The sequence below is a fragment of the Acinetobacter sp. ESBL14 genome, assembly GCF_036668815.1.
In the GTDB taxonomy this organism is placed as follows: domain Bacteria; phylum Pseudomonadota; class Gammaproteobacteria; order Pseudomonadales; family Moraxellaceae; genus Acinetobacter; species Acinetobacter gyllenbergii.
This window is the reverse complement of the sequence record NZ_JAZEVS010000001.1, coordinates 1,209,718-1,230,930: the sequence shown is the minus strand read 5'-3', so window position 1 is coordinate 1,230,930 and position 21,213 is coordinate 1,209,718. Positions and strand designations below refer to the sequence as shown.

The following is a 21,213-nucleotide window of genomic DNA, read 5'->3' as shown; positions in this document are numbered from 1 at the left end:
CGCTATCACATTTTTTAGAATAATCCCCACCTATACACTCGGTTTTATAAAGACTTGATTACGAGAAGTATTTAATGTTGTATTTAAAACGATAAGTCACTGTATATATTATTGATTTTATAAACATACTATTTTAGTTGGTTTAATTTTTATTTAATTCAATATAAACCAGATCTTTTTAATCGGATTTAAAAATATAAATACAACTGTTTTAATCAGATTTTTAAATTAATTCATATTATTTTAGTTGGTTAAAACAAATATTTTAAATCATTTAACAAAAATTAAATAAAATACTGATTTAAAACAATTATTTTATTTTAAATTATTTAAAAAACCTAAAGGTTTATTTTCAATGAATTTTATTTAATAATGTTTTACATCTTCTTTAAATATGAGGCTAGGTTCTATGAACACGAGTTCTCAAGATCCAAATCGGCGACTCATCAGAGAAATCACGATTATTCTTATTATTAAAGTTGCACTTCTCTTGGTGATTAAACACATCTGGTTTGATGCGCCAACGATCCCAAAAGATTTTAACAATGAAGTTGCCGAGCGTATTGCTGGTGACATGTCCAAAACTCAGGAGACACGTTGATGATTTCTGAAAGCGTGGTCGATCTTTCGCGGTTCCAATTTGCAATGACCGCAATGTATCACTTTCTTTTCGTCCCTCTAACTTTAGGTCTGGCTTTTATTCTTGCCATTATGGAAACCACGTATGTGATTTCAGGTAAAGAAATTTATAAAGACATGACCAAGTTCTGGGGCAAACTCTTCGGGATTAACTTTGCCTTAGGGGTAACTACTGGTCTGACTATGGAATTCCAGTTTGGTACCAACTGGGCGTATTATTCTCACTATGTAGGCGATATTTTCGGGGCACCGCTTGCAATTGAAGGCTTAATGGCTTTCTTCCTTGAATCAACCTTTATTGGTTTGTTCTTCTTTGGTTGGGATCGCCTATCTAAAGTCCAACACTTAGGTGTAACTTGGTTAGTGGCGATTGGCTCGAATATGTCGGCCTTGTGGATTTTGATTGCCAATGGTTGGATGCAAAACCCCGTCGGTGCTGCATTTAACTACGAAACCATGCGTATGGAGTTGGTAGACTTTGGTGCGCTGATCTTTAACCCTGTGGCTCAAGTTAAATTTGTACATACGGTTTCTGCGGGTTATGTCACAGGTGCGATCTTTGTCCTTGCTATCTCAAGTTACTATTTATTAAAAAAACGTGACTTACCTTTTGCGCGTCGCTCTTTCGCCATCGCTGCAATCTTCGGTTTAGCATCCACGTTATCTGTCATTCTACTTGGTGATGAATCAGGCTACGAGTTAGGCGATGTTCAAAAAACCAAACTTGCTGCAATCGAAGCAGAATGGCATACCGAACCTGCACCTGCTGCATTTACTCTATTTGGTCTGCCAAATCAGCAAGAAATGCGTACTGATTATGCGATTAAAATTCCTTATGTGATGGGGATTATTGCAACACGTTCTACAGATAAAGAAGTCACTGGTTTACGTGACTTGATGAAAGAACATGAAGTCCGTATCCGTAACGGTATGGTGGCCTACAGCGAGTTAGAGAAACTTCGTGCTGGTGACCGCTCTCCAGAATTGTTGGCGTCATTTGAGAAAAATCAAAAAGACTTGGGTTATGGTCTGTTATTGAAAAAATATTCTCCAAATGTAGTTGATGCCACTGAAGCGCATATCCAAGCTGCAACTAAAGATACGATTCCAAACGTTGCTGCACTGTTCTTCTCTTTCCGTGCAATGGTTGCTTCTGGCTTCCTCATGCTGTTGTTATTCCTATTCGCGACTTGGGCTGTAGCAAAACGTAATGCCGAAGATAAACCTTGGTTACTCAAATTTGCTTTGTTTGCTCTCCCGCTCCCATGGATTGCAGCTCAAACAGGTTGGTATGTGGCTGAAGGTGGTCGTCAACCGTGGTCAATCGGTGAAATTCTACCAACACATCTGTCTGCTTCAAGTGTAAGTACTGGCGATGTGTGGGGCTCGATTATTGCGCTTGCAGCATTCTATACAGTACTACTCATTATTGAAATGTACTTAATGATCAAATTTGCTCGTTTAGGTCCAAGTTCTTTGCACACTGGTAAATACCATTTTGAAAAACTAGATGCAAAAACTGGGGAGGCTCAATCATGATCGAATATGAACTGCTAAAAATCATCTGGTGGGTATTGGTCGGTGTACTACTGATTGGCTTTGCACTTACCGATGGTTTCGATATGGGCTCAATGGCACTGATGCCATTTGTAGGTAAAACTGACTCTGAACGCCGTGCTGCAATCAACACGATTGCACCACATTGGGACGGTAACCAAGTCTGGTTTATTACAGCCGGTGGTGCACTTTTTGCTGCTTGGCCAATGGTCTATGCCGTTGCCTTCTCTGGCATGTACTGGGCCTTACTGCTGGTTCTATTTGCCCTATTCCTGCGACCTGTCGGTTTCGACTATCGCTCTAAGTTAGAGAATACCCAATGGCGTACCTCTTGGGATTGGGGCTTATGTATCGGTGGCGCTGTTCCTGCGCTGGTGTTTGGCGTAGCCTTTGGGAACTTGTTCCTCGGTGTACCTTTTAGCTTAGATGACACCTTACGTTCACAATATACAGGTAGCTTCTTTGCACTCTTAAACCCATTTGCACTAATTTGCGGTATCGTCAGTCTATCCATGTTATGTGCACATGGTGGCGCTTGGCTGATGCTACGTACCGATGGCAATTTGCATAACCGTTCTGCCAAAGCAACACAAATCATGGCAATCGTATTCCTTGTGTGCTTCTTGGCTGCGGGTGCATGGTTATTATTTGGCAATATCTCTGGTTATAGCTATGCAACTGCGGTCAATACCAATGCTGCTCTGAATCCGCTTGCGAAAGATGTGGTGACCAATGCCAATCATGGTTGGTTAAACAACTATGCAACCTATCCAATCACTATGGCTGCGCCAATCGCTGCAATCTTAGGTGCGTTATTGGTAATTGTCAGCGCAGCAAAGCATAAAGCAGCGGTGAGTTTTACAGGTACAAGTTTAATGATTGTCGGCGCAATTCTTACTGCTGGTTTTGCCCTGTTCCCATTCTTATTACCATCAAGCATTGATCCAACTTCAAGCTTGACCATGTGGGATGCGGTTTCTAGTCATAAAACCCTTGGTGTAATGACCGTTGCTGCATGTATCTTCGTTCCGCTCATTTTGATCTATACCTCTTGGTCGTATTACAAAATGTGGGGGGTCATCACCAACAAACATATCGAAGAAAATTCACATAGTTTGTATTAATTAGGAGATATGACATGTGGTATTTTGCATGGATTCTAGGTGTTTTGATGGCATGTTTCGCAGGTGTACTCAGTGCACTTTATATCGAACATCATCAAGATTTAGATGAGGAATAATAGAATGGCTGAAGCAATGACAACACCGAAGAATAGTAAAGCGCAAGTACTTGCAATGACCATTTCGTTTTTGTTGGCATTGCCGCTTGCTACTATTTTACTGGTACATCCATCACTAATGTTGGATGCCAACGGACATTATAATCATAGCTTGCTAATGCTGGTGATGATTGGAATTTCTGGTGGTTTCGTGCATGGGGTCGGATTTATACCAAGATTTTGGTTATGGAAATGGTTGTTTAGTCCTTATATCGCTTGGCCTTTAATGGTATTGGGCTATTTTATTTGGATTGGAAATTAATTTCTGATGAAACTAAAAAAGAGGAAGCTGTTTTGCTTCCTCTTTTATATATAACCATTAAAACTTAAAGGATACAGATCCCGTTACACTACGTGGTGCGCCATATGTTTGATTCGATGTATTTAAACGATAGGTTTTATCCGTAATATTATTGAGATTTAAACCCACTGTTAATGCTGGACTAATCTCATACTTCGCCATTGCATCAACCAATGTAAAAGCTTTTTGACCATTAGTATCACGGGCAAAACCATCCATGTCATAGCTACTATAAATTTTACTCTGCCATGTCACACCAGCTCCAACACTCAGTTTCTCCAAATCACCAGAAAGCTTATAAGTAGCAAAGAGCTTAAACTGATCTTTTGGAATATCGGTATTGATACGATCGCCTTTTTCTTTGGTCTCTGAATAAGTATATCCACCATTCAGATTCAGATTAGGCAGCACTTCTCCTGAAATCGCAGCCTCAAAGCCTTTAGTCTTCGCACCTTTTGCAGAACGGTAATAAGATGTTCCAGCAACCGCCCCTGGTACTTCTTCACTGGTCGCATATTTACCAGCTTCCACAGCGACATTATCCATATTCGATTGGAATAAAGCCAAACTGGTGTTCACACGACCTGCCAAAAGCTCGCCTTTAACCCCTAGCTCATAGCTATCACCTTCTTTAGGATCCAGCAATTTCATTTGATAATCTTTATTCGCTTGTGGCGAGAAAATACTGGTATAGCTAGCATAAACTGCCCATTCAGGTGTGACATCAAAAACGATCCCTGCATAAGGCGTAAATTGATCATCAATTTTAATTTTTGTTCCATTATTTTTATTACCAGACTCGGCATAATAATCAATGCTCGAAGCACGCCCACCTAAGATGACTTTCAAATGGTCAAGAAGATTTAAGCGAGTTGCCAAATAGCCGCCATATTGTCTAAATTGCAGTACAGAATTTCCTGCAGTTGCCGCAGTATATAGACCAGCGGGCTGTGTGGTATAACCATTCCAGCTTTTGATATTAATTGCCCCAGTTTCACCCATTACTCGGTTGTAATAAGGATCATTTTGGTCTACATCCTGAAAGTTTGCACCGAGCATCAATTCATGTTCACGGCCAAAAAGTTGATATGGCCCAGTCACACCTAAATCAACAGAATGTTCAACAGGCTTAGTATGTTGATAACCCGCTGTCACAGTTGATGTATTTTTTTCATAATCAGTATAATAAACAGGTTTGCCATCAGCACCGATGACTTGTACACGCTTCCCATCTTGCATCTTATAAACGCCTGATGTGTTTGACCCAATTACCCCATAAATGCTTTCTGTATCAGTTGTTGCAAAATTATAATTCGCATTCAACTTCCAACGGTTTTCAAACTCATGTTGCAACTGAGCAAATGCATTGAGACTATCAGTATGGGTATAAGCCCATCGTGGAGCTGAATTGTCTTTACGCCCCATTGGAGAAAGAATATTTTTCGCATCGAAATTTGCGTACGCATGGATACTTTGCCCATCACTTTCATTACGACTTAACGATGTACCAATACTTAAAACTGTTTTATCACTTAAATCGGCATCGACTACACCGTATAAGATGGTTGAGGCAGCATCTCCCCATTTCTGCCAGCTATCACCTTGTTGATGTGCTGCAACGACACGACCACGAATACTTCCTGATTCATTCAATGCTTGAGAGGCATCAATTTCACTACGCCACGTATTCCATGAGCCATAGCTCATCTTAGCCGTTGATTGTGCATTGGGTGTGGCATGTTTGCGGTTAAAATTGACACTGGCACTTGGCAAACCGCTGCCATTTAATAAGCCTGTTGCACCTTTTACAACGGTAATATTCTCAAAAATAGCGGTATCAATATTACTCAATGCCGTGTTGCTACGACCTTCTATCGCAGGACTCGACAACAATCCATCAATCTGAAAGTTAATAATTTTAGAGCCACGCGAATAATACGAAGTATATTCACCACCCGTTCCCCAAGCAGACGTCGCTCCATAACTTTGACGATAAATACCAGGGATCTGATCAAGCACCCCAGATACACTTGTTAAATTCTGATCTTTCATTTGTTGTTCAGTGATCACACTCACTGACTGTGGCGTTTCTTTTAAAGACAAATCTAATTTTGTAGCTGCCTTAGATTTTTTTACGGTATAGGTTGGTATATCTTGATCAGCTTTAAGATGAATAATCGGTAAAACATCCGATTTTTTTGAGTTTTCTGACTGATCTTCTGCCCAAGCCATCGTTGTTGATGTGCCAATCAGACTTAACATCATCGCTGTATATAAATTATGGTGCTTCATTACTCCCCCGAGATGAAATATTTTTTTACATAATACACAAATGATAACAATTATCAATAGCATTTAAATCATCATGTTCTACCTAAATCAATTAAGTTTTTGAATATATGCTTTAATTTTTATTGAATTTAAATAATAATTATTATCATTAATGTTAACAGACTCTCAACATGACTTTAAAATTCTTAGGGATCATGGTTTCACTACTCGCTTGTATGAGTGTTTATCTCAGCCATCCCAATCAAATTTTCCTCAACAAGCAACTGCCTCGACCATTTTTTTACATGGCGTTGGTAAGCTTCATATTCGGGTTAAGCATCTTGATTTATTGTTTACCGCTTTTGGTTGCTATTTTGATCTGGCTTGCAATCGCCACCCTCGTTTGGTCATTTGCACCCTTCATTATGCTCATGAAAAGGTCTGCTTAAATGAACATGCTTAAGCAAAAACTCCAACCAGACTGGTGGACCAAAACATTTGTTGGCGCTGTTCTCGGCCTCAGCTTCTCGATGGCGATGGGAGCAATCATTCTGCTACTCAGTAAATCCAATGCAGACACTTCAATCGCTCCACAATTAGGTATGTGGTCCATTCCATGGATTTGGCTCTGCGTGTTCTTTATTGCTTATTTCATACCTAAAGGTTGGCAAAGTTTTTTAATTTATAGCATTGCCAATATTCTCGCTTATGCCTTGTTATTTTGGATCAGGGGCTAAAATGAAAATTCGCGCAGACATCATTAAAACTGGCAAAAACCTACATACATGGGTGGGCATCAGTGCAGGTATTTTATTATTTATCTGTTTTTTTGCTGGTGGTTTAACCATGTTTCAGCATCACCTCAGCCAATGGGCAGCCCCTCCTCAGCAGAAATTAGAAAGGATTGAACTCAGCCAATACAACCAATTGGTTGAACAGGTTCAAGCGAGATTCCCAGAAACACAAAAAGCTTTTACGCTCAGCTTTAGTTCTTTAGAAGCACATAATGCCCCAATACAATGGGAAGCAGCGCATGAGGAAGCAGATGATCATCATGGCATTGATATTACCCAAACAAGCATGATGGCAACTCTGGATCAAAATGGACAACTGATTGCCAAACAAGAAAATGTGTCAAAACTCGGTTGGCTAATTGAACAACTGCATGAAACAGCAGGTATCCCCGGTATGATGGGACACCATACCGCAGGTGTAATGGTGATGGGGGTTGTGGCAGTTCTATACTTCCTCGCCATTATGTCGGGTTTAATTGTGTTATTACCCACCCTGATCAACGATTATTTTGCCGTACGCAAAGGTAAAAATAAAAAAAGGTTTTGGTTAGATACACATAATGTCATTGGCATTACCAGCTTACCCTTTCATATCATTATTAGTGTAAGTGTGGTGGTTTTTGCTTTTCATGATATTTTCTATGGCGCATTGACCCAACTGGTATCGAAAGATAAGCCACTATTTGAACGTGCACCAGCGGTTAAAATTGTTGAGCCAAACCCGCAGCTAGATGTGGAAAAGGTTTTTCTCAACATTCAAAAAGCAGCACCTGATTATCGGATTGATGGCATTCGTTTTAACCAACTAGATCATCCTGAACGTGCATCTGCCTTTGTCGCTTTATATCATCCTGATCGTATGCTTCGTGGTGATACCTTCGACTATATGTCATTCAATCCGTATCAAAACACACCGTACCCAACCAAAACCCTATCCACTGAAGAAAGTTCAGCCGCGTCTCTGATCCGTTCAATGTTTGCCTTACACTTTGGTAATTATGGTGGTGAGCCAATTCGCTGGATTTATTTGATCTTCGGCTTAGGTGGCGCATATCTATTTTATTCAGGCAATATTCTGTGGATTGAAACGCGCTTGCGTAAGCAAAAGAATCCGAACTTACCAGTACCGCAACAACGCAAGGACGTGATGTTTATTGCTAACCTGACCATCGGCGCTTGTCTAGGTTGTATGCTGGCGATATTTACCAGTATGTTGATTGGTCGATGGGCTTATGTCATTCCATTGCAATTACAAAGTCATAACCATGTATTTATGTATAGCTACTATTTTGTATTTATTGCGTGTATTACATACAGCTTCATTATTGGCGCAGCAAAAGCTTTAACTCAGTTGTTCTTCGCAATTGCTGTGGTTTTATTGCTCATTCCTGCGACGTCTGTACTTGCCTATTTATTCCCAATTCAAGGGCTTTGGTATTCAACAGGCCGTTTGATTTGGATTGATATCACTGCTTTGGTATTTGCTTTGGTATTTATACGTTTTTATCAACAAGCCAGAGACCGTGCTCAAGCTGCACCAGTTGGTTCAATTTGGTCTACGCAAAAAGTTGGCCACGCACCATCTCTTACTGAAAACCAAGTATAACCTCCTTTTTTTGAGCCATGATTGTTTCCACCCATCATGGCTCTTTTTATGCCTTAAAGAGATTTTTTCATTTCAATCAGCTGAATAGACACAAGCGGTTGTCCTACATTTGCCTCAAGTGGATATTCACTTTTCCGCCCCGTTATTTGGTAACCACGACGCTGATAATAGGCCAACAGTTCAGTACGGACATCTAAAACATGCATGACTAAATCACGAAGCTTTGGATAGGTTTTACGAATATATAATTCAGCATAATTTAGCATTTCACGACCATAACCTTGATTCTGTATGCTCGGATCAACAGCAAAAGTACCAATCTCTATACAATTATCATTCACGCTTAACCCTATGCAAGCAATGATCTCATCCTTGTCTAACTCACCCACCAATAATTCGAAATTTGGTTGCTGCAATTCTTGTTCTAATTGAAATTTCCGAATGCGCTCACCGCGCACAAATCCCTTTTCAGTTGTCCAACTGCGCTCAGATTGCGCTCTATAAGCGATATTGATGAGCTTAACCAATTGCTCCAAATCACCCTGCTTCACTTTTCTAATATTCAAACTCATTCTTATTTATTCCGAATAAAAAAGCCGATGATAACATCGGCTTTTTACTATGATTTAGATTAGTTTGTTTGACCCGCTAACCAAGCCATAAATTTTTGGCGTTCAGCTTTAGATGCTTTCTGCCACAATTCTGCCAATTGTTGATCTGTGGTTTTTGCTGCACCAACAGTCGCGACTGTTGTTACCGCTACTGGCGCAACAGCCACCGCTTGCGATGTTGTTCCTGCATAGACGGGTGCAGGTTGGTTCACAGCATTGTTCTTGTTTTTCTGTGTTAAATCTAAGGTACGACTTAATAGATTACTACCTGTAAACCAAGGCTGTGCTTCATTATTTGCACCTGTTTGCTGTACCACCAATTTTTTATTTTGATCGTATAACGCAACCGTTGGTTGATCCGCATATTTTTTTGCTGCTTCAAAATCTTTAGGGGCATTTACGAGACCTAAAGTATAAGATTGGTTGTCTTGCAGATCAGGCGCTTGAATCGTGACAACGCCTGATTTAATGATGTCATGCTCACCATTCAAATGTTCAAAATATTCTCGATAACGAACATTGACGGTTAAATTACCCGGATCAACTTGATAGTTATTCTTTTTTGATGGAATTAATCCAGTATTTACTTCTTGACCATTTACAGCAAGAATCACAATTTCTTCAGGGGCAGTAATCGTGACTGCAGAAAAAACTGAACTACTTAATAACAAACCGAAAGCAGCAACACCAACTCTTAAAGACATTAGACTCTTCTCGATATAAACAATTTATGAAATCGTAAGCACTATGCTCTGCGATTATGACCATTTTATGACAAAAATTAAAACTGTCTATTGCAACAATTTAGTTTATTTAAGATATATACATCATTTTTGATTATAAGCACCATACTTCTTTTGGCGAATATTCCAATTCACATAAAAAAAGAGCACTCAAAAGTGCTCTTTTATTGATGCTGCTTTTAACTTAATTAAAAGTTTTGAAGCGTGCAGCATCATCCATATATGTTTTCTCACCTGCCGCTGCTTCAATTGAACCGAATACAAGCTGAGCGCGTAATTTCCAGTTTGCAGGAATATCAAAAGTTTCTGCAACTTCTGCATCAATAATTGGGTTGTAGTGCTGTAATGATGCACCTACACCAATTTCTGACAAAGCTGTCCAAGTTGCGAACTGAGCGATTGCACTTGAATGTTCTGACCATACAGGGAAGTTATCAGCATATAATGCAAATTGCTCTTGTAAGCCTTTTACAACATCTTGATCTTCATAAAATAACGCTGTACCAAAACCAGCTGAAAAGCTATCAATTTTTGCACTTGTATTCGCAAACGCTTCTGCTGGTACCATTTTACGTAAAGTCTCACGTACGATTTCCCAAAATTTAACATGAGAATCACCATATAAAGTCACAACACGTGAAGTTTGTGAGTTGAATGATGATGGGCTTTGTTTTACCGCTTCACGGATGGTTTCTTCAACTTTGGTTTGGTCAACACTAAGGTTTTTACCAATCGCATAAATGGTACGGCGTGATTTAATGCTATTTAAGAAGTTGCTCATGTTGTTATTCCTACCTATGTGGCCTTTGGGCCGTTATCTTGGATTGAATGTAGTGTATAACGACGCATTTTTTAGGAATAGTCTAAAAAACATGACAGATCGTTTTATTTTTGAAACAGTTGAAGCGACCTCAAACTAATATGCCTCAGAATCTACCTCACTCGCTTCCTCAGCATCAACAACAGGAATCACCCAGTCTTTTGAAATCATTTTATATCTTTTCTGTGCAGATTGATCGAGTTGTTTTAGTAAATAAGACATTCTTAAATGATGCTGTGCATCCAAATCCCCTTGCTCAGCTGCCTTAAAATACCAGTAATAAGCTTGCTTTACATCCTTTTCGATGCCTTTCCCGTTGTCATACATCACTCCCAGATTGTATTGAGCATTGCCGTTTCCTTCCTTGGCTGCGACCTGATACCACTTAAAAGCTTTCTGATCATCCTTTGGTACGCCTTTGCCATTTTGATACATCCAGGCTAAATTGTTCTGAGCTTTTACATTTCCTTTATTCGCAGCTACGCTATACCATTCAACTGCTTTTGCTTCATCTTGTGCGATACCACGTCCGTTTGCATACATATTCGCTAGATTATATTGAGCATAAGCAACACCTTGGTCAGCCGCTTTCTTATACCATTTAACGGCTTCCAGCTCATTTTTTTCAATCCCACGGCCATTGTCATACATCACTGCCAAGTTATATTGAGCGGATGCTTCTCCTTGATTGGCAGCTTTCTGAAACCATTCAAAAGCTTTCGCATCGTTTTGCTCAACCCCATCGCCGTCTGCATACATCGCACCCAAATTATATTGTGCTTCAACATCACCTTGTTCGGCATCCTCTGTGAGTGCTTTTATTCCTACAGCCTCTGTAAATGCATTGACCGTTGTTATTGCGAATGAGTAGATTAAAATGAGGCGTGCGATAGGTTTTAATAAAAATTTCATCTTAAATGCTCTTTTAAATTATTAATTTTTTAGAAAATAACTTTGTAAAAAAATAAAAGCCGAAAAATCGGCTTTTATGCATCTTAAAAACTACTTATCGGTTTCAAATAATGCAGCAACAAATGATTTTGCTGAGAAAGGACGCAAATCATCAATTTTCTCACCGACACCGATATAACGAATCGGGACATGAGTACGACTTGCAATATTAAATAACACGCCGCCTTTTGCCGTACCATCCAGCTTGGTAATGGTAATCCCTGTTAAACCAACCGCTTCGTCAAACAGTTGAACTTGGTTAATTGCATTTTGACCAGTACCTGCATCTACAATCAACATAATCTCATGTGGCGCAGTTGCATCAATCTTTTGCATTACACGCTTTACTTTTTTCAACTCTTCCATCAAGTTGGCTTTATTCTGCAAACGTCCTGCAGTATCGGCGATCAAGACATCAATGCCTTTAGCACGCGCACTTTCAAAAGCATCAAAAATCACGGAAGCACTATCCGCACCATGACCTTGAGCCACCACAGGGATATCATTACGCTCACCCCAAATTTGCAGCTGCTCTGTTGCTGCTGCACGGAAGGTATCACCTGCCGCCAACATCACTTTTTTGCCTTCACCTTGTAAACGCTTTGCCAATTTACCAATGGTTGTGGTTTTACCAACACCATTTACACCGACCATCAAAATCACATACGGTGATTTATTTGGATCAATATGTAAGGGTTTAACACGCGGTGCAAGCAAAGCCACCAATTCTTCTTGCAATGCTTTATACAAAGCATGTGAATAAATCAAATCACCACGTGCTGTTCGCTCAGTCAAGTTCGCAATAATGGTTTTAGTTGCATCGACACCAATGTCTGCAACCAATAACTGCTCTTCAACCTCTTCTAGTAATTCATCATCAATCTCTTTACCACCAATTAAGATATTGACCATGCCATCGGTAAAACTACGACGAGTTTTAGTCAACCCATCCTTCATACGACCAAAGAAACCCGTTGATTTGGTCTCTTCTTCAGCGGCCATAGGTTGATCGACAATGGGTGCCGCTACAACTGTTTCAACTGCTGGCTGTACAACTGGCTCAATAATGGGAACATCGACAGCAGGTAAACTCGGTAATGTGACATCGTCATCGCCGATATCAGCATTTATCAAGAATTTATTTTGCATATTCGATTGCTGTTGCATGTCGATTCCTTGAGATTAAAGCAGCTTTAAAAAAGATGGTCAGTCTAGCATAAATTGATTTGGTTTTCCCGACCATGGCAAGTCATTCATTTATCAATAGAAATGAGTCGATTAAAACTCATTCATCTTCTTTTGCCATTGCAGGATATTGCTTAATCCGATTTGACTCAAATTGATACGCATTTAACAACTTGAGGTAGTCGACACGGCGAATTGAACTGTGTGTTAACACCTCTTCTGCCAAATGCTGTGTTCTTGGATGACTGGCTTGCTGCGCGTATTGAACTATTTTTTGATATTGCACTGTATTGATTGGACGCTGTAATGCGTTATACGCGAGTATAAAAATAGACAAAATAATAATACCGACCAAAACATTATAAAATTGGTCTAGTTTGAATCCTAATTTGGATTGCATCACTTTATGCTTAGAAATTATAGACAACATAACCTACCTCGAATTAGAGGTAGTGTATGTCTCTGATTCGCTTAGGACAAGTGCAACGTTCAATAAGTCACAATTCCACAACTTATTGAACGTAAATCACTTTAACAATGACTAACTAATCAATGTACGGACAAAAGAGAAATACAGAATAAATGCAATGATGACTAAGGTAATAAAAATGGCAAACATCCCTACACCACTTTCAGCATCGGCAGGATGCAAGTCATCGTCATCTGCAATATTTTTTAACTCTCCATCATAGATCCGATAGAACTGATCTTTTTGCTCTGGGCTTAAATGGCTAGCAAAGTCATACACGCGTTTACGCTGTGCCAAGCAGTAATCACCTAAGTGAATTTCTTGATGGAAAATGGCTTCATCAAGCAATTGACGATGATGATGAGCTAAAGCAATAATTTGACTTTCTAATGGTGGAACATCCACAGTTACGCCATCAATGACATTTGACATGTTATTCTCCTTTTCTATTATTCTCACTTTGATTTTACTTAAAATTATTTGTGGTTAATGTTTAATCGTGTAAGCTTTTATTTAAGCAAAGATACTTAATATATTTGACATTTCCATCAATTTGTCATATTACTTTAATAATTCAGAGTTAAAGTAGCTTAAATTCAAAGTAGAGTATCTTTGAATAGAATTTGCGGTAATCATAATTAAAATAAGGAGTTATTATATGATTCAACAATTTACACACCATGAACTAGAGCATGTATATGCAAATGCGGTCAATACAATTCAATCGCAAAAAAACTTCCAAGATGCAGTAAAAGAGCTAGAGGAAGTAGCAAAAGCAGGTCACGGTAAAGCGGCATTATTTTTAGCAGAATTGTATTATCAAGGCTTCCGAGTCGAACGTGACTCCTTGAAAGCCCAGTATTGGCAGAAAATGGCAACCTTACAAGCATAAAGAAACGTCACTTAGGTGGCGTTTTTTAATACCTGTGTAAAACGTATTAACATTATCCTTTCACATTTCTGACTTGCGCTACGTCAAAGCTTCATCGCTTTGTCTTGCTCAGGTGGCGTTTTTTAATACCTGTGTAAAACGTATTAACACCATCCTTTCACATTTCTGACTTGCGCTACGTCAAAGCTTAGTCGCTTTGTCTTGCTCAGGTGGCGTTCCAAGTCGCAACAATATTTGCTTACGATTTAGATCAATTGTTTAAACATAACTGCCATCTATATTTCTTATAATAAAACATAAGTTTAAGAATATTAGTTTAATAACATGTACCGTTTCAACCATTTCCAACCAGTCTCGCGTGAGTTGATGTTTAAAATTTCAATTCTTAAAACAATGATGTATTGTGGTGTTCTTTGGGGTCTGTACCATCAAGGTTGGGCCATCAAATCAGATCAAGACGGTCACGTATTCCCTTTCTGGCTCAACGGCGTTCAAGCTCATCGCTATGCAAAAGCTCACTGGAAAAACTACACGCCACGTAAAATTACGCCAAAAGATTTTCATGAGTCATTGCTTCCGACCTTGACCCGTTTACAGGTTGAACCGGCATTATTCAACTCTTCACACCGAAAATTTAAACTTTCAACTCAGCAAATGCAGCACTTTTTCTTTATGCCACACCCGACGGCAGTGGCCGTTTAATAATTCTCATCATCCCAATGATGACTTTTTAGACATTCATGTGAAAAAGTTATCGTTGGGAAGAAATTAGGGCTTTGCAATTAAAAAAAATACCGTTAAGTTAAATGAAAATGACAATACAACACAGGTGGATAAACAATGACAATCGTTGCTCAAGTCATCAAGAATAAAGCAGTACAATCAATTTTCACCATTTCACCGAATGCGACTGTACTTGAAGCAATTAAAATTATGGCAGACAAAGGTGTAGGTGCTTTAGTCGTTGCTGAAGATGAGAAAGTCGTCGGGATTTTCTCTGAACGTGACTATACCCGTAAAATTGCATTGATGGAGCGCTCTTCAAATAACACGCCTGTCGCGGATATTATGACTTCAAAAGTAATCTCAGTTGGTTTAAACCATACAGTAGAAGAATGCCTTAACCTTATGACTGATCGTCATTTACGTCATTTACCTGTACTTGATCAAGAGAAGCTAGTCGGTTTTATCTCCATTGGTGATTTGGTTAAAGCTGCAATGGATGATCAACGTATTCTGATTGAACAACTTCAACAATATATCTCTGGTTAAAGATTTAACCAGACATAAAAAAGGGCAATGAATTTGCCCTTTTTTATTAGGTATTACTTAATTAAGCCTTGAGGAAGTTTTGAATGGCAGGCACAAGGCGTTTTAACAATTCATCTGCTTGTGCTTGTGTCATATTTAGCGGCGGCAATAAACGCACCACTGAACCTGCAGTAACATTGATAATCAATTGATATTCATCACGTGCAATCGCCACCAATTCAGCGCAGTCTTTTGGTAATTGAATACCGATCATCATCCCGAAACCACGTACTTTTACACTGTAATCAGCCAATTGTGCGCTTAACTGATCAACAATATAAGCGCCCACAGTAGCAGCGTTTTCAACTGCATTTTCCTTTTCTAGTGTATCAAGCACTGTATATACCACACGTGAACCCAACACTGTTCCACCATAAGTAGAACCATGACTACCTGCACCAAGTAAGCCTACTGCTTTACCTTGGGTCATGACTGCACCGATTGGAAAGCCATTCCCCAAACCTTTGGCCGTGGTCATCACATCAGGAACAATATTGGTATGCTGATAGGCAAAGTATTTACCTGTACGGCCATTTCCTGTTTGAATCTCATCCAGCATCATCAGCCAGTTATGCTGATTACATAGCGCACGAACATCTTCCAGATAGCTAAAACCCTGTGGTGCAGTATTGACTCCACCTTCACCTTGAATCGGCTCAATCAAAATCGCAACAATATCTGGGTGGTTGATGGCGGCTTCTTGAATCGCTTCAACATCACCAAAAGGGACGCGAATAAAGCCTTCAACCAAAGGGGCAAAACCTTCCTGAACTTTTTTATTACCTGTTGCAGACAAGGTTGCCAAAGTACGCCCATGGAATGATTGTTCAGCAACTAAAATTTTAGGATTGGTAATGCCTTGTTGTGCGCCAAATTTGCGTGCAATTTTGATCGCACCTTCGTTTGATTCTGCACCGCTGTTGGAAAAGAAAATTTCTTCCATACCTGAAACTTCAGCTAGTTTTTGTGCTGCTGCCGTTTGCCAAGGAATTTCAAATAAATTACTGGTATGCACCAATGTCGCAGCTTGTTCAGCAATTGCCGCTGCAATCACAGGATGTGCATGGCCTAAGCCACATACGGCAATGCCTGTGAGTGCATCTAAATATTCTGTACCATCTGCCGTATATACATACGCCCCTCGTCCTCGTACAAAGCTGATCGCTTGACGGCCATAAGTCGCCATAAGATGTGATGGTTGATCAGGTTGCACAGGAGCAAGAGTGATATTAGTCATAACAAACTCAATCTATCATTAGTTGTGGTGAAAAAAGTTATATAAGCAAAAACTTGCATAGATTGAAAGCCTAAAGTCACATTTATATAAGAAAAATCTTCTGCAATCCTCCGTCACGCTTTTTTTTAGGTATAATGCAGGGAGATTAGTAGAGGATCTATCTATGACGGAACAAGCGCGTGATACAGTAGCGTTAATTCGTGATCAAATTGCGAAACACCCTGTTTTACTTTACATGAAAGGCACTCCACAATTCCCGCAATGTGGTTTTTCTGCTCGAGCAGTAGAAGCACTTAGCCAAATTGGTCGTCCATTTGCCTATGTAAATATTTTGGAAAATCAAGATATTCGTGCAACTTTACCACAAATTGCGAACTGGCCTACTTTCCCACAGTTATGGATCAATGGCGAGTTAATCGGTGGTAGCGATATCATGCTTGAAATGTTCCAAAATGGCGAATTAAAGCCATTAGTTGAACAGTACAGCCCAGCGCCTGAAGCATAAGCTGTAAAGCAAAAAGCCAATCAAATGATTGGCTTTTTTATTGGAAGAATTTTAGTTTGGACTAAAACCAACATAGCGGAACATCCCTTCTACACCCAAATCAGCTTTATAAATCTGTAAATCAGGATAATTTGCTTGGGTCACACTAGCAAAAATATTCATATTGGGGTCTTCATGAATTTCATCGACAGATTGTGGTAAAACATCTTCAAAGCGATCTGCGATAAACTCAAAGCCCAAATCCATTGCCATGAATACCGTATGCTCACACGGTTGAATATATTGCTCCTGATCCCAGTCTAAAACTGCATGTTGGCAAAAAGGACATACAATGTTTTGGGTCGCATCGACAATGTTGATAAGTTGATATGACATATATAATAAAGCGTTAAAAATTTCAGTTAGTTTAAAAGAATATGACGCGCTAATCTATCTTGCATAGGAGGATTTAGCTGATGGCAACACTTGAACAAGCCATTGCATTTGCAGCAAAACAACATGAGGGCCAAGTTGATAAAGCCAATGCACCCTATATTTTACACCCGCTCAGAGTGATGCTGAATGTACCCAGTATCGAACACAAAATCATTGCTGTTTTACATGATGTTTTGGAAGATACCAATACCAGTATCGAAGACTTACAAATGCTGGGATTTCAAGCGCACATTATCGAGGCCATCCTCGCACTAACGAAACAACAGGGTGAATCTCGAATACAGGCCGCGCAACGAACCGTACAAAACCCTTTGGCACGTGTTGTGAAATTGGCAGATATCACTGACAATATGGACTTATCTCGAATTTCATTGCCAACCGCCAAAGATTTTGAGCGATTGAACGAATATAAACAGGTTAGAGATATTTTATTGGCCCAAAATGTTTAATAATTACGTGTGTATGAATTTTACTTGATGACAAGAAGCTGGAGTTTATAGCTTAATGCTAACGGATTTAGATGATTTTTATTGCTTTGCGCTCGTTGTAGAGCACGGTGGCTTTAGTGCCGCAGAACGTGCAACTGACATTCCTAAATCTAAACTCAGCCGCAGAGTTTATAATCTTGAAGAACAACTGGGTGTACGTCTGATTCAACGTAGTTCGCGTCACTTTGCTGTTACAGACATCGGCATGGATGTCTACCGCCATGCGCAAGTGATGATGAATGCCGCGCAAGCTGCACACGATGTGGTCAATCATTTAAGCAGCCAGCCCCGTGGCGTGATTAAAGTAAGTGTGCCTGTTGATATCGCACAAAACCAGATGGCAAAAATCCTACCCGCCTTTTTAAAAAAATATCCTGAAGTTCGGGTTCAGATGATGATCAGCAACCGTCGTGTTGATGTCATTAACGAAGGAATTGATCTTGCTTTACGAGTGCGTTCTAAATTGGATGATGATCCGAACCTTGTATTACGCCAATTTGAAGCGATTGAACAACGTCTTTTTGCCAGTCAAGCTTATTTAAATGAGTTTGGTCATCTTAACAGTCCAGAACAACTGGCTGAACACCGCATTATTAGTATGTCGGAAGAACATCTGGATCAACAGTTCTTACTGACAGGCCCAGATCAACAACAGAAAAAAATTAAAGTCAATCCTGTGATTATGGGATCAAATCTTTTGATGTTGGCTGAGTTAGCAACACAAAACTGTGGCATTGCGTTACTACCAGACAGTATTGCCCAAGATTTTGTGAAATCTGGGCAATTAGTTACGGTACTACCAGAATGGACTGCGCCACATGGTATATTCCATGCTGTTTATCCATCTCGTCGTGGTTTACTTCCTGCAGTACGTGTCTTCATTGATTATTTGGTCGAGCAACTAACCCAATGTTCAACCAGAAAAAAGCGCGATTAACAAATCGCGCTTTTCTTTTTGAGTAGCCTAAACAGCAGGATAATGCCCTGTGCCATTTGGCCATGGCGTTAATAATTCAAAACCGTCATCTGTTACAGCAACCATATGTTCCCATTGAGCGGATAGAGACTTATCTTGTGTCACTACAGTCCAGCCATCATTGAGTTCTTTCACATAACGTTTACCCGCATTCACCATCGGTTCAATGGTAAACACCATGCCTTTTTTCAAGACCATACCTTGACCTTTTTGGCCATAATGCAGGATATTTGGCTGCTCATGGTAAATACGGCCAATCCCATGTCCACAGTATTCACGCACAATGCTATAACCGTCACGATGCGCAACGGACTGAATCGCATGCCCAATATCACCTAATGTCGCACCAGGTTTGACTGCATGAATCCCCGCAAGCATGGCTTCATAGGTTGTTTCCACCAGTTTCTTGGCTTCGGGACTCGGCTCACCCACGAAGTACATACGACTAGTATCACCAAAATAACCATCTTTAATCACAGCAACATCAATATTTAAAATATCACCGTCCTGCAAAATCTTTTTTGCAGAAGGAATTGCATGACAAACTTCTTCATTGACTGAAATACAGGTGGTCTTGGTAAAACCGTGATAGCCCACATTGGCAGGAATCACCTGCAAGGTATTCACAATATAATCATTACAGATATCATCTAAATATTCAGTTGAAACACCTGGCTTGATATAGGCGCCAATCATTTCCAGCACTTGTGCCGCTAAACGACCCGAGATTCTTAATTTCTCGATATCTTGTTCAGTTTTAATGGTCACAGTAGAAGCTCTCATTCGAGATTTTCCTTATTCATCAATCAGATTAAAATCACATGCAGAAAAATTAATATGGGGACTGCATAAAGTATTTCAATATTTGTACGCCTTCCCATTGAAATCTTCAATCTATTTAAGACTAAAAGACCATTTTTATTTTTATATTTAAACTCGATTGACCGCATCTGGGTAAATTCACGTCCTTCTGTATTTTTCGAGTTTTAGAAAGCTTTTCAACATATTAGCTTTACCATTACTAATTATATGATTTTAATCATTTCTTTTTAGTCAAAAATCAACCAAATTTCACATAAATTAGTTTCAAAAGAACGCTTTTTTGTTCTATAAAAGCAGTTAAATATTATTAACCATACATATCAACAACTTACAATAAATTGCAACAGTTGGGGCGTAAAACAGGAGTAATATTAAACAAATTAAAGACAAGAACAATGGAATAAAAATGTGTGCTAACTACGAACCCATTGCTAGAAGCCGAGCTCAACTACTAAACTTATATGAGCCGACATTTGAGTATAGGTCGGATCTTTTCCCTGGCTATGATGGTCCAATGATCATCGCAACTGACCAAGGTTTAGAGTGGAGATCTGCCCGCTTTGGTCTTATTCTAAATTGTGCTGATGATCTAAAGAACGTAAAAAACACATATAGCGCCCGTTCTGAGACCGTGGCAACAAAGCCTAGCTTTTGACATGCATGGTCTAAAAATCAATATTAAGAGTTACCTAAATAAGCTGTTATTCTTTTTGCTTTAAGTGTTTCATCTAGCCCATCAAAAACCCAGAAGGTATATGTCAACCCATTCCTATGCATCTGTGTTCTTAAATATCTCTCTTTTTGCATTGTATCTATATTCGTCAAATAGAATACCTCTCTGTCGAAATCCTTGATATAAAAATCTGTATCATCCAAAGATCCACCAATAAATTTATTCATTACCATCTCACAAGAAAAAAATTCACCAAAAACATAAAATACGTAATAGAGTAACTCTAAATTTCCTTTCTTTTGTATTTCAAATCTTTCAACTCTTAAACTTAATGGACTAACCATTTATAAGGAGAATCAAGACTATCAACGACATATATGGGACAACCAGATATATTAAGTCCAAGTTTTCCACTTCTGTCTATTTTAAAAGAGCTTTGCATGGCTCGTTCGCCCCTCATAATTTGATAATAAGTATCTAAACTTATTACAAGTTGATAAGGTTTCACCTCATACTTAAAGAAATCATCCCTTAGTATATCTAAAATCATGCCCACTCCTTCCTCTCTATATAAATTTCATGAATCCATAAAAAATCACCCAAATTCACATGTATACGAATTTTAGTGAGATATTTTATCTAGAGATA

The 21,213-nt window shown here is 39.2% G+C and carries 27 protein-coding genes and 1 pseudogene; 15 read left to right on the top strand and 13 right to left on the bottom strand.

What is annotated here, in order from left to right; all coding sequences use genetic code 11:
* The first annotated feature begins 409 nt into the window (after nucleotides 1–409).
* Genes cydP through V6E90_RS06020 form a run of 5 tightly spaced genes read left to right on the top strand, consistent with a single transcriptional unit; the run spans nucleotide 410 to nucleotide 3,737 of the window.
* Nucleotides 410–601, top strand: a complete 192-nt coding sequence (gene cydP / locus V6E90_RS06040) for a cytochrome oxidase putative small subunit CydP (RefSeq protein ID WP_004653758.1) — start codon at nucleotides 410–412, stop codon at nucleotides 599–601.
* The gene (locus tag V6E90_RS06035; protein ID WP_171552692.1) at nucleotides 601–2,178 is read left to right on the top strand and encodes a cytochrome ubiquinol oxidase subunit I; all 1,578 of its coding nucleotides are present in this window, start codon (nucleotides 601–603) and stop codon (nucleotides 2,176–2,178) included. The genes cydP and V6E90_RS06035 overlap by 1 nt, the downstream gene beginning before the upstream one ends.
* Entirely contained in the window at nucleotides 2,175–3,320 is a 1,146-nt protein-coding gene (cydB, locus tag V6E90_RS06030; protein ID WP_005212610.1) for a cytochrome d ubiquinol oxidase subunit II, read from the top strand. Before V6E90_RS06035 ends, cydB begins: the two co-directional genes overlap by 4 nt.
* 14 nt (nucleotides 3,321–3,334) lie before the next feature.
* Nucleotides 3,335–3,436 (top strand): cytochrome bd-I oxidase subunit CydX, encoded by a 102-nt coding sequence (gene cydX, locus V6E90_RS06025; RefSeq protein ID WP_004653762.1) that lies wholly within the window; start codon nucleotides 3,335–3,337, stop codon nucleotides 3,434–3,436.
* Nucleotides 3,437–3,440: 4 nt separating this feature from the next.
* On the top strand, nucleotides 3,441–3,737 hold the full coding sequence (locus tag V6E90_RS06020; protein ID WP_004653763.1) for a cyd operon YbgE family protein: 297 nt from the start codon (nucleotides 3,441–3,443) through the stop codon (nucleotides 3,735–3,737).
* A gap of 57 nt (nucleotides 3,738–3,794) precedes the next feature.
* Here the strand turns inward: V6E90_RS06020 and V6E90_RS06015 are convergent, their stop codons facing one another.
* Nucleotides 3,795–6,068 (bottom strand): TonB-dependent siderophore receptor, encoded by a 2,274-nt coding sequence (locus tag V6E90_RS06015; protein WP_332604802.1) that lies wholly within the window; start codon nucleotides 6,066–6,068, stop codon nucleotides 3,795–3,797.
* Between the two features lie 170 nt (nucleotides 6,069–6,238).
* On the opposite strand from V6E90_RS06015, the gene V6E90_RS21840 reads away from it, so the two are divergent.
* Genes V6E90_RS21840 through V6E90_RS06005 form a run of 3 tightly spaced genes read left to right on the top strand, consistent with a single transcriptional unit; the run spans nucleotide 6,239 to nucleotide 8,447 of the window.
* Complete coding sequence (locus V6E90_RS21840; RefSeq protein WP_081401618.1) at nucleotides 6,239–6,496, top strand: hypothetical protein; 258 nt, start codon at nucleotides 6,239–6,241, stop codon at nucleotides 6,494–6,496.
* Nucleotides 6,497–6,784 carry a hypothetical protein gene (locus tag V6E90_RS06010; protein ID WP_016539941.1) on the top strand — a complete coding sequence of 96 codons (288 nt, stop codon included), beginning with the start codon at nucleotides 6,497–6,499 and terminating at the stop codon, nucleotides 6,782–6,784.
* Nucleotide 6,785: 1 nt separating this feature from the next.
* Nucleotides 6,786–8,447: a PepSY-associated TM helix domain-containing protein gene (locus V6E90_RS06005; RefSeq protein WP_332604801.1), complete on the top strand. Its 1,662-nt coding sequence runs from the start codon at nucleotides 6,786–6,788 to the stop codon at nucleotides 8,445–8,447.
* Nucleotides 8,448–8,500: 53 nt separating this feature from the next.
* Here the strand turns inward: V6E90_RS06005 and V6E90_RS06000 are convergent, their stop codons facing one another.
* The 7 genes from V6E90_RS06000 to V6E90_RS05970 form a co-directional block, all read right to left on the bottom strand.
* The gene (locus V6E90_RS06000) at nucleotides 8,501–9,019 is read right to left on the bottom strand and encodes a GNAT family N-acetyltransferase (RefSeq protein ID WP_016539939.1); all 519 of its coding nucleotides are present in this window, start codon (nucleotides 9,017–9,019) and stop codon (nucleotides 8,501–8,503) included.
* A 59-nt stretch (nucleotides 9,020–9,078) separates the two neighbouring features.
* Entirely contained in the window at nucleotides 9,079–9,762 is a 684-nt protein-coding gene (locus V6E90_RS05995; RefSeq protein WP_262758819.1) for a YccT family protein, read from the bottom strand.
* 223 nt (nucleotides 9,763–9,985) lie between these two features.
* Nucleotides 9,986–10,582 carry a nitroreductase family protein gene (locus V6E90_RS05990; protein WP_016539937.1) on the bottom strand — a complete coding sequence of 199 codons (597 nt, stop codon included), beginning with the start codon at nucleotides 10,580–10,582 and terminating at the stop codon, nucleotides 9,986–9,988.
* Between the two features lie 135 nt (nucleotides 10,583–10,717).
* Nucleotides 10,718–11,533, bottom strand: coding sequence for a tetratricopeptide repeat protein (locus V6E90_RS05985; RefSeq protein WP_262758820.1), 816 nt, complete (start codon nucleotides 11,531–11,533; stop codon nucleotides 10,718–10,720).
* Between the two features lie 90 nt (nucleotides 11,534–11,623).
* Nucleotides 11,624–12,739, bottom strand: coding sequence for a signal recognition particle-docking protein FtsY (gene ftsY, locus V6E90_RS05980; RefSeq protein WP_065342117.1), 1,116 nt, complete (start codon nucleotides 12,737–12,739; stop codon nucleotides 11,624–11,626).
* 118 nt (nucleotides 12,740–12,857) lie between these two features.
* Nucleotides 12,858–13,187: a hypothetical protein gene (locus tag V6E90_RS05975; protein ID WP_065342118.1), complete on the bottom strand. Its 330-nt coding sequence runs from the start codon at nucleotides 13,185–13,187 to the stop codon at nucleotides 12,858–12,860.
* 111 nt (nucleotides 13,188–13,298) lie between these two features.
* Nucleotides 13,299–13,658, bottom strand: a complete 360-nt coding sequence (locus tag V6E90_RS05970) for a hypothetical protein (protein WP_016539932.1) — start codon at nucleotides 13,656–13,658, stop codon at nucleotides 13,299–13,301.
* A gap of 226 nt (nucleotides 13,659–13,884) precedes the next feature.
* Between V6E90_RS05970 and V6E90_RS05965 the strand changes: the two genes are divergently transcribed.
* The 3 genes from V6E90_RS05965 to V6E90_RS05955 all read left to right on the top strand — a co-directional run bounded on the left by V6E90_RS05965 (nucleotide 13,885) and on the right by V6E90_RS05955 (nucleotide 15,390).
* Nucleotides 13,885–14,118, top strand: coding sequence for a hypothetical protein (locus tag V6E90_RS05965; RefSeq protein ID WP_004653777.1), 234 nt, complete (start codon nucleotides 13,885–13,887; stop codon nucleotides 14,116–14,118).
* A 324-nt stretch (nucleotides 14,119–14,442) separates the two neighbouring features.
* Nucleotides 14,443–14,820, top strand: a complete 378-nt coding sequence (locus V6E90_RS05960) for a DUF2750 domain-containing protein (protein ID WP_016539931.1) — start codon at nucleotides 14,443–14,445, stop codon at nucleotides 14,818–14,820.
* Between the two features lie 138 nt (nucleotides 14,821–14,958).
* Nucleotides 14,959–15,390 carry a CBS domain-containing protein gene (locus V6E90_RS05955; protein ID WP_016539930.1) on the top strand — a complete coding sequence of 144 codons (432 nt, stop codon included), beginning with the start codon at nucleotides 14,959–14,961 and terminating at the stop codon, nucleotides 15,388–15,390.
* A gap of 61 nt (nucleotides 15,391–15,451) precedes the next feature.
* On the opposite strand, the gene V6E90_RS05950 is transcribed toward V6E90_RS05955, so the two are convergent.
* Nucleotides 15,452–16,666, bottom strand: coding sequence for an aspartate aminotransferase family protein (locus V6E90_RS05950; RefSeq protein ID WP_065342119.1), 1,215 nt, complete (start codon nucleotides 16,664–16,666; stop codon nucleotides 15,452–15,454).
* 163 nt (nucleotides 16,667–16,829) lie between these two features.
* On the opposite strand from V6E90_RS05950, the gene grxD reads away from it, so the two are divergent.
* Nucleotides 16,830–17,171, top strand: a complete 342-nt coding sequence (gene grxD / locus V6E90_RS05945) for a Grx4 family monothiol glutaredoxin (RefSeq protein WP_004639270.1) — start codon at nucleotides 16,830–16,832, stop codon at nucleotides 17,169–17,171.
* Nucleotides 17,172–17,222: 51 nt separating this feature from the next.
* Here the strand turns inward: grxD and V6E90_RS05940 are convergent, their stop codons facing one another.
* Nucleotides 17,223–17,546 carry a hypothetical protein gene (locus V6E90_RS05940; protein ID WP_016539928.1) on the bottom strand — a complete coding sequence of 108 codons (324 nt, stop codon included), beginning with the start codon at nucleotides 17,544–17,546 and terminating at the stop codon, nucleotides 17,223–17,225.
* An 80-nt stretch (nucleotides 17,547–17,626) separates the two neighbouring features.
* Between V6E90_RS05940 and V6E90_RS05935 the strand changes: the two genes are divergently transcribed.
* Nucleotides 17,627–18,055: a guanosine-3',5'-bis(diphosphate) 3'-pyrophosphohydrolase gene (locus V6E90_RS05935; RefSeq protein ID WP_332604800.1), complete on the top strand. Its 429-nt coding sequence runs from the start codon at nucleotides 17,627–17,629 to the stop codon at nucleotides 18,053–18,055.
* A gap of 55 nt (nucleotides 18,056–18,110) precedes the next feature.
* The gene (locus V6E90_RS05930; RefSeq protein WP_004653784.1) at nucleotides 18,111–19,031 is read left to right on the top strand and encodes a LysR family transcriptional regulator; all 921 of its coding nucleotides are present in this window, start codon (nucleotides 18,111–18,113) and stop codon (nucleotides 19,029–19,031) included.
* 27 nt (nucleotides 19,032–19,058) lie between these two features.
* On the opposite strand, the gene map is transcribed toward V6E90_RS05930, so the two are convergent.
* Nucleotides 19,059–19,853: a type I methionyl aminopeptidase gene (gene map / locus V6E90_RS05925; RefSeq protein ID WP_016539926.1), complete on the bottom strand. Its 795-nt coding sequence runs from the start codon at nucleotides 19,851–19,853 to the stop codon at nucleotides 19,059–19,061.
* A 445-nt stretch (nucleotides 19,854–20,298) separates the two neighbouring features.
* Here map and V6E90_RS05920 point away from each other — a divergent pair.
* A pseudogene (locus V6E90_RS05920) lies at nucleotides 20,299–20,544 on the top strand (SOS response-associated peptidase family protein); the annotation flags it as partial.
* Between the two features lie 26 nt (nucleotides 20,545–20,570).
* On the opposite strand, the gene V6E90_RS05915 reads toward V6E90_RS05920, so the two are convergent.
* Together V6E90_RS05915 and V6E90_RS05910 are read right to left on the bottom strand one after the other, a co-directional pair.
* A complete protein-coding gene (locus V6E90_RS05915) occupies nucleotides 20,571–20,909 on the bottom strand; it encodes a hypothetical protein (protein WP_332604799.1) in 339 nt (112 codons plus the stop codon).
* Entirely contained in the window at nucleotides 20,894–21,115 is a 222-nt protein-coding gene (locus V6E90_RS05910; RefSeq protein ID WP_332604798.1) for a hypothetical protein, read from the bottom strand. The genes V6E90_RS05915 and V6E90_RS05910 overlap by 16 nt, the downstream gene beginning before the upstream one ends.
* Nucleotides 21,116–21,213 lie beyond the last annotated feature (98 nt).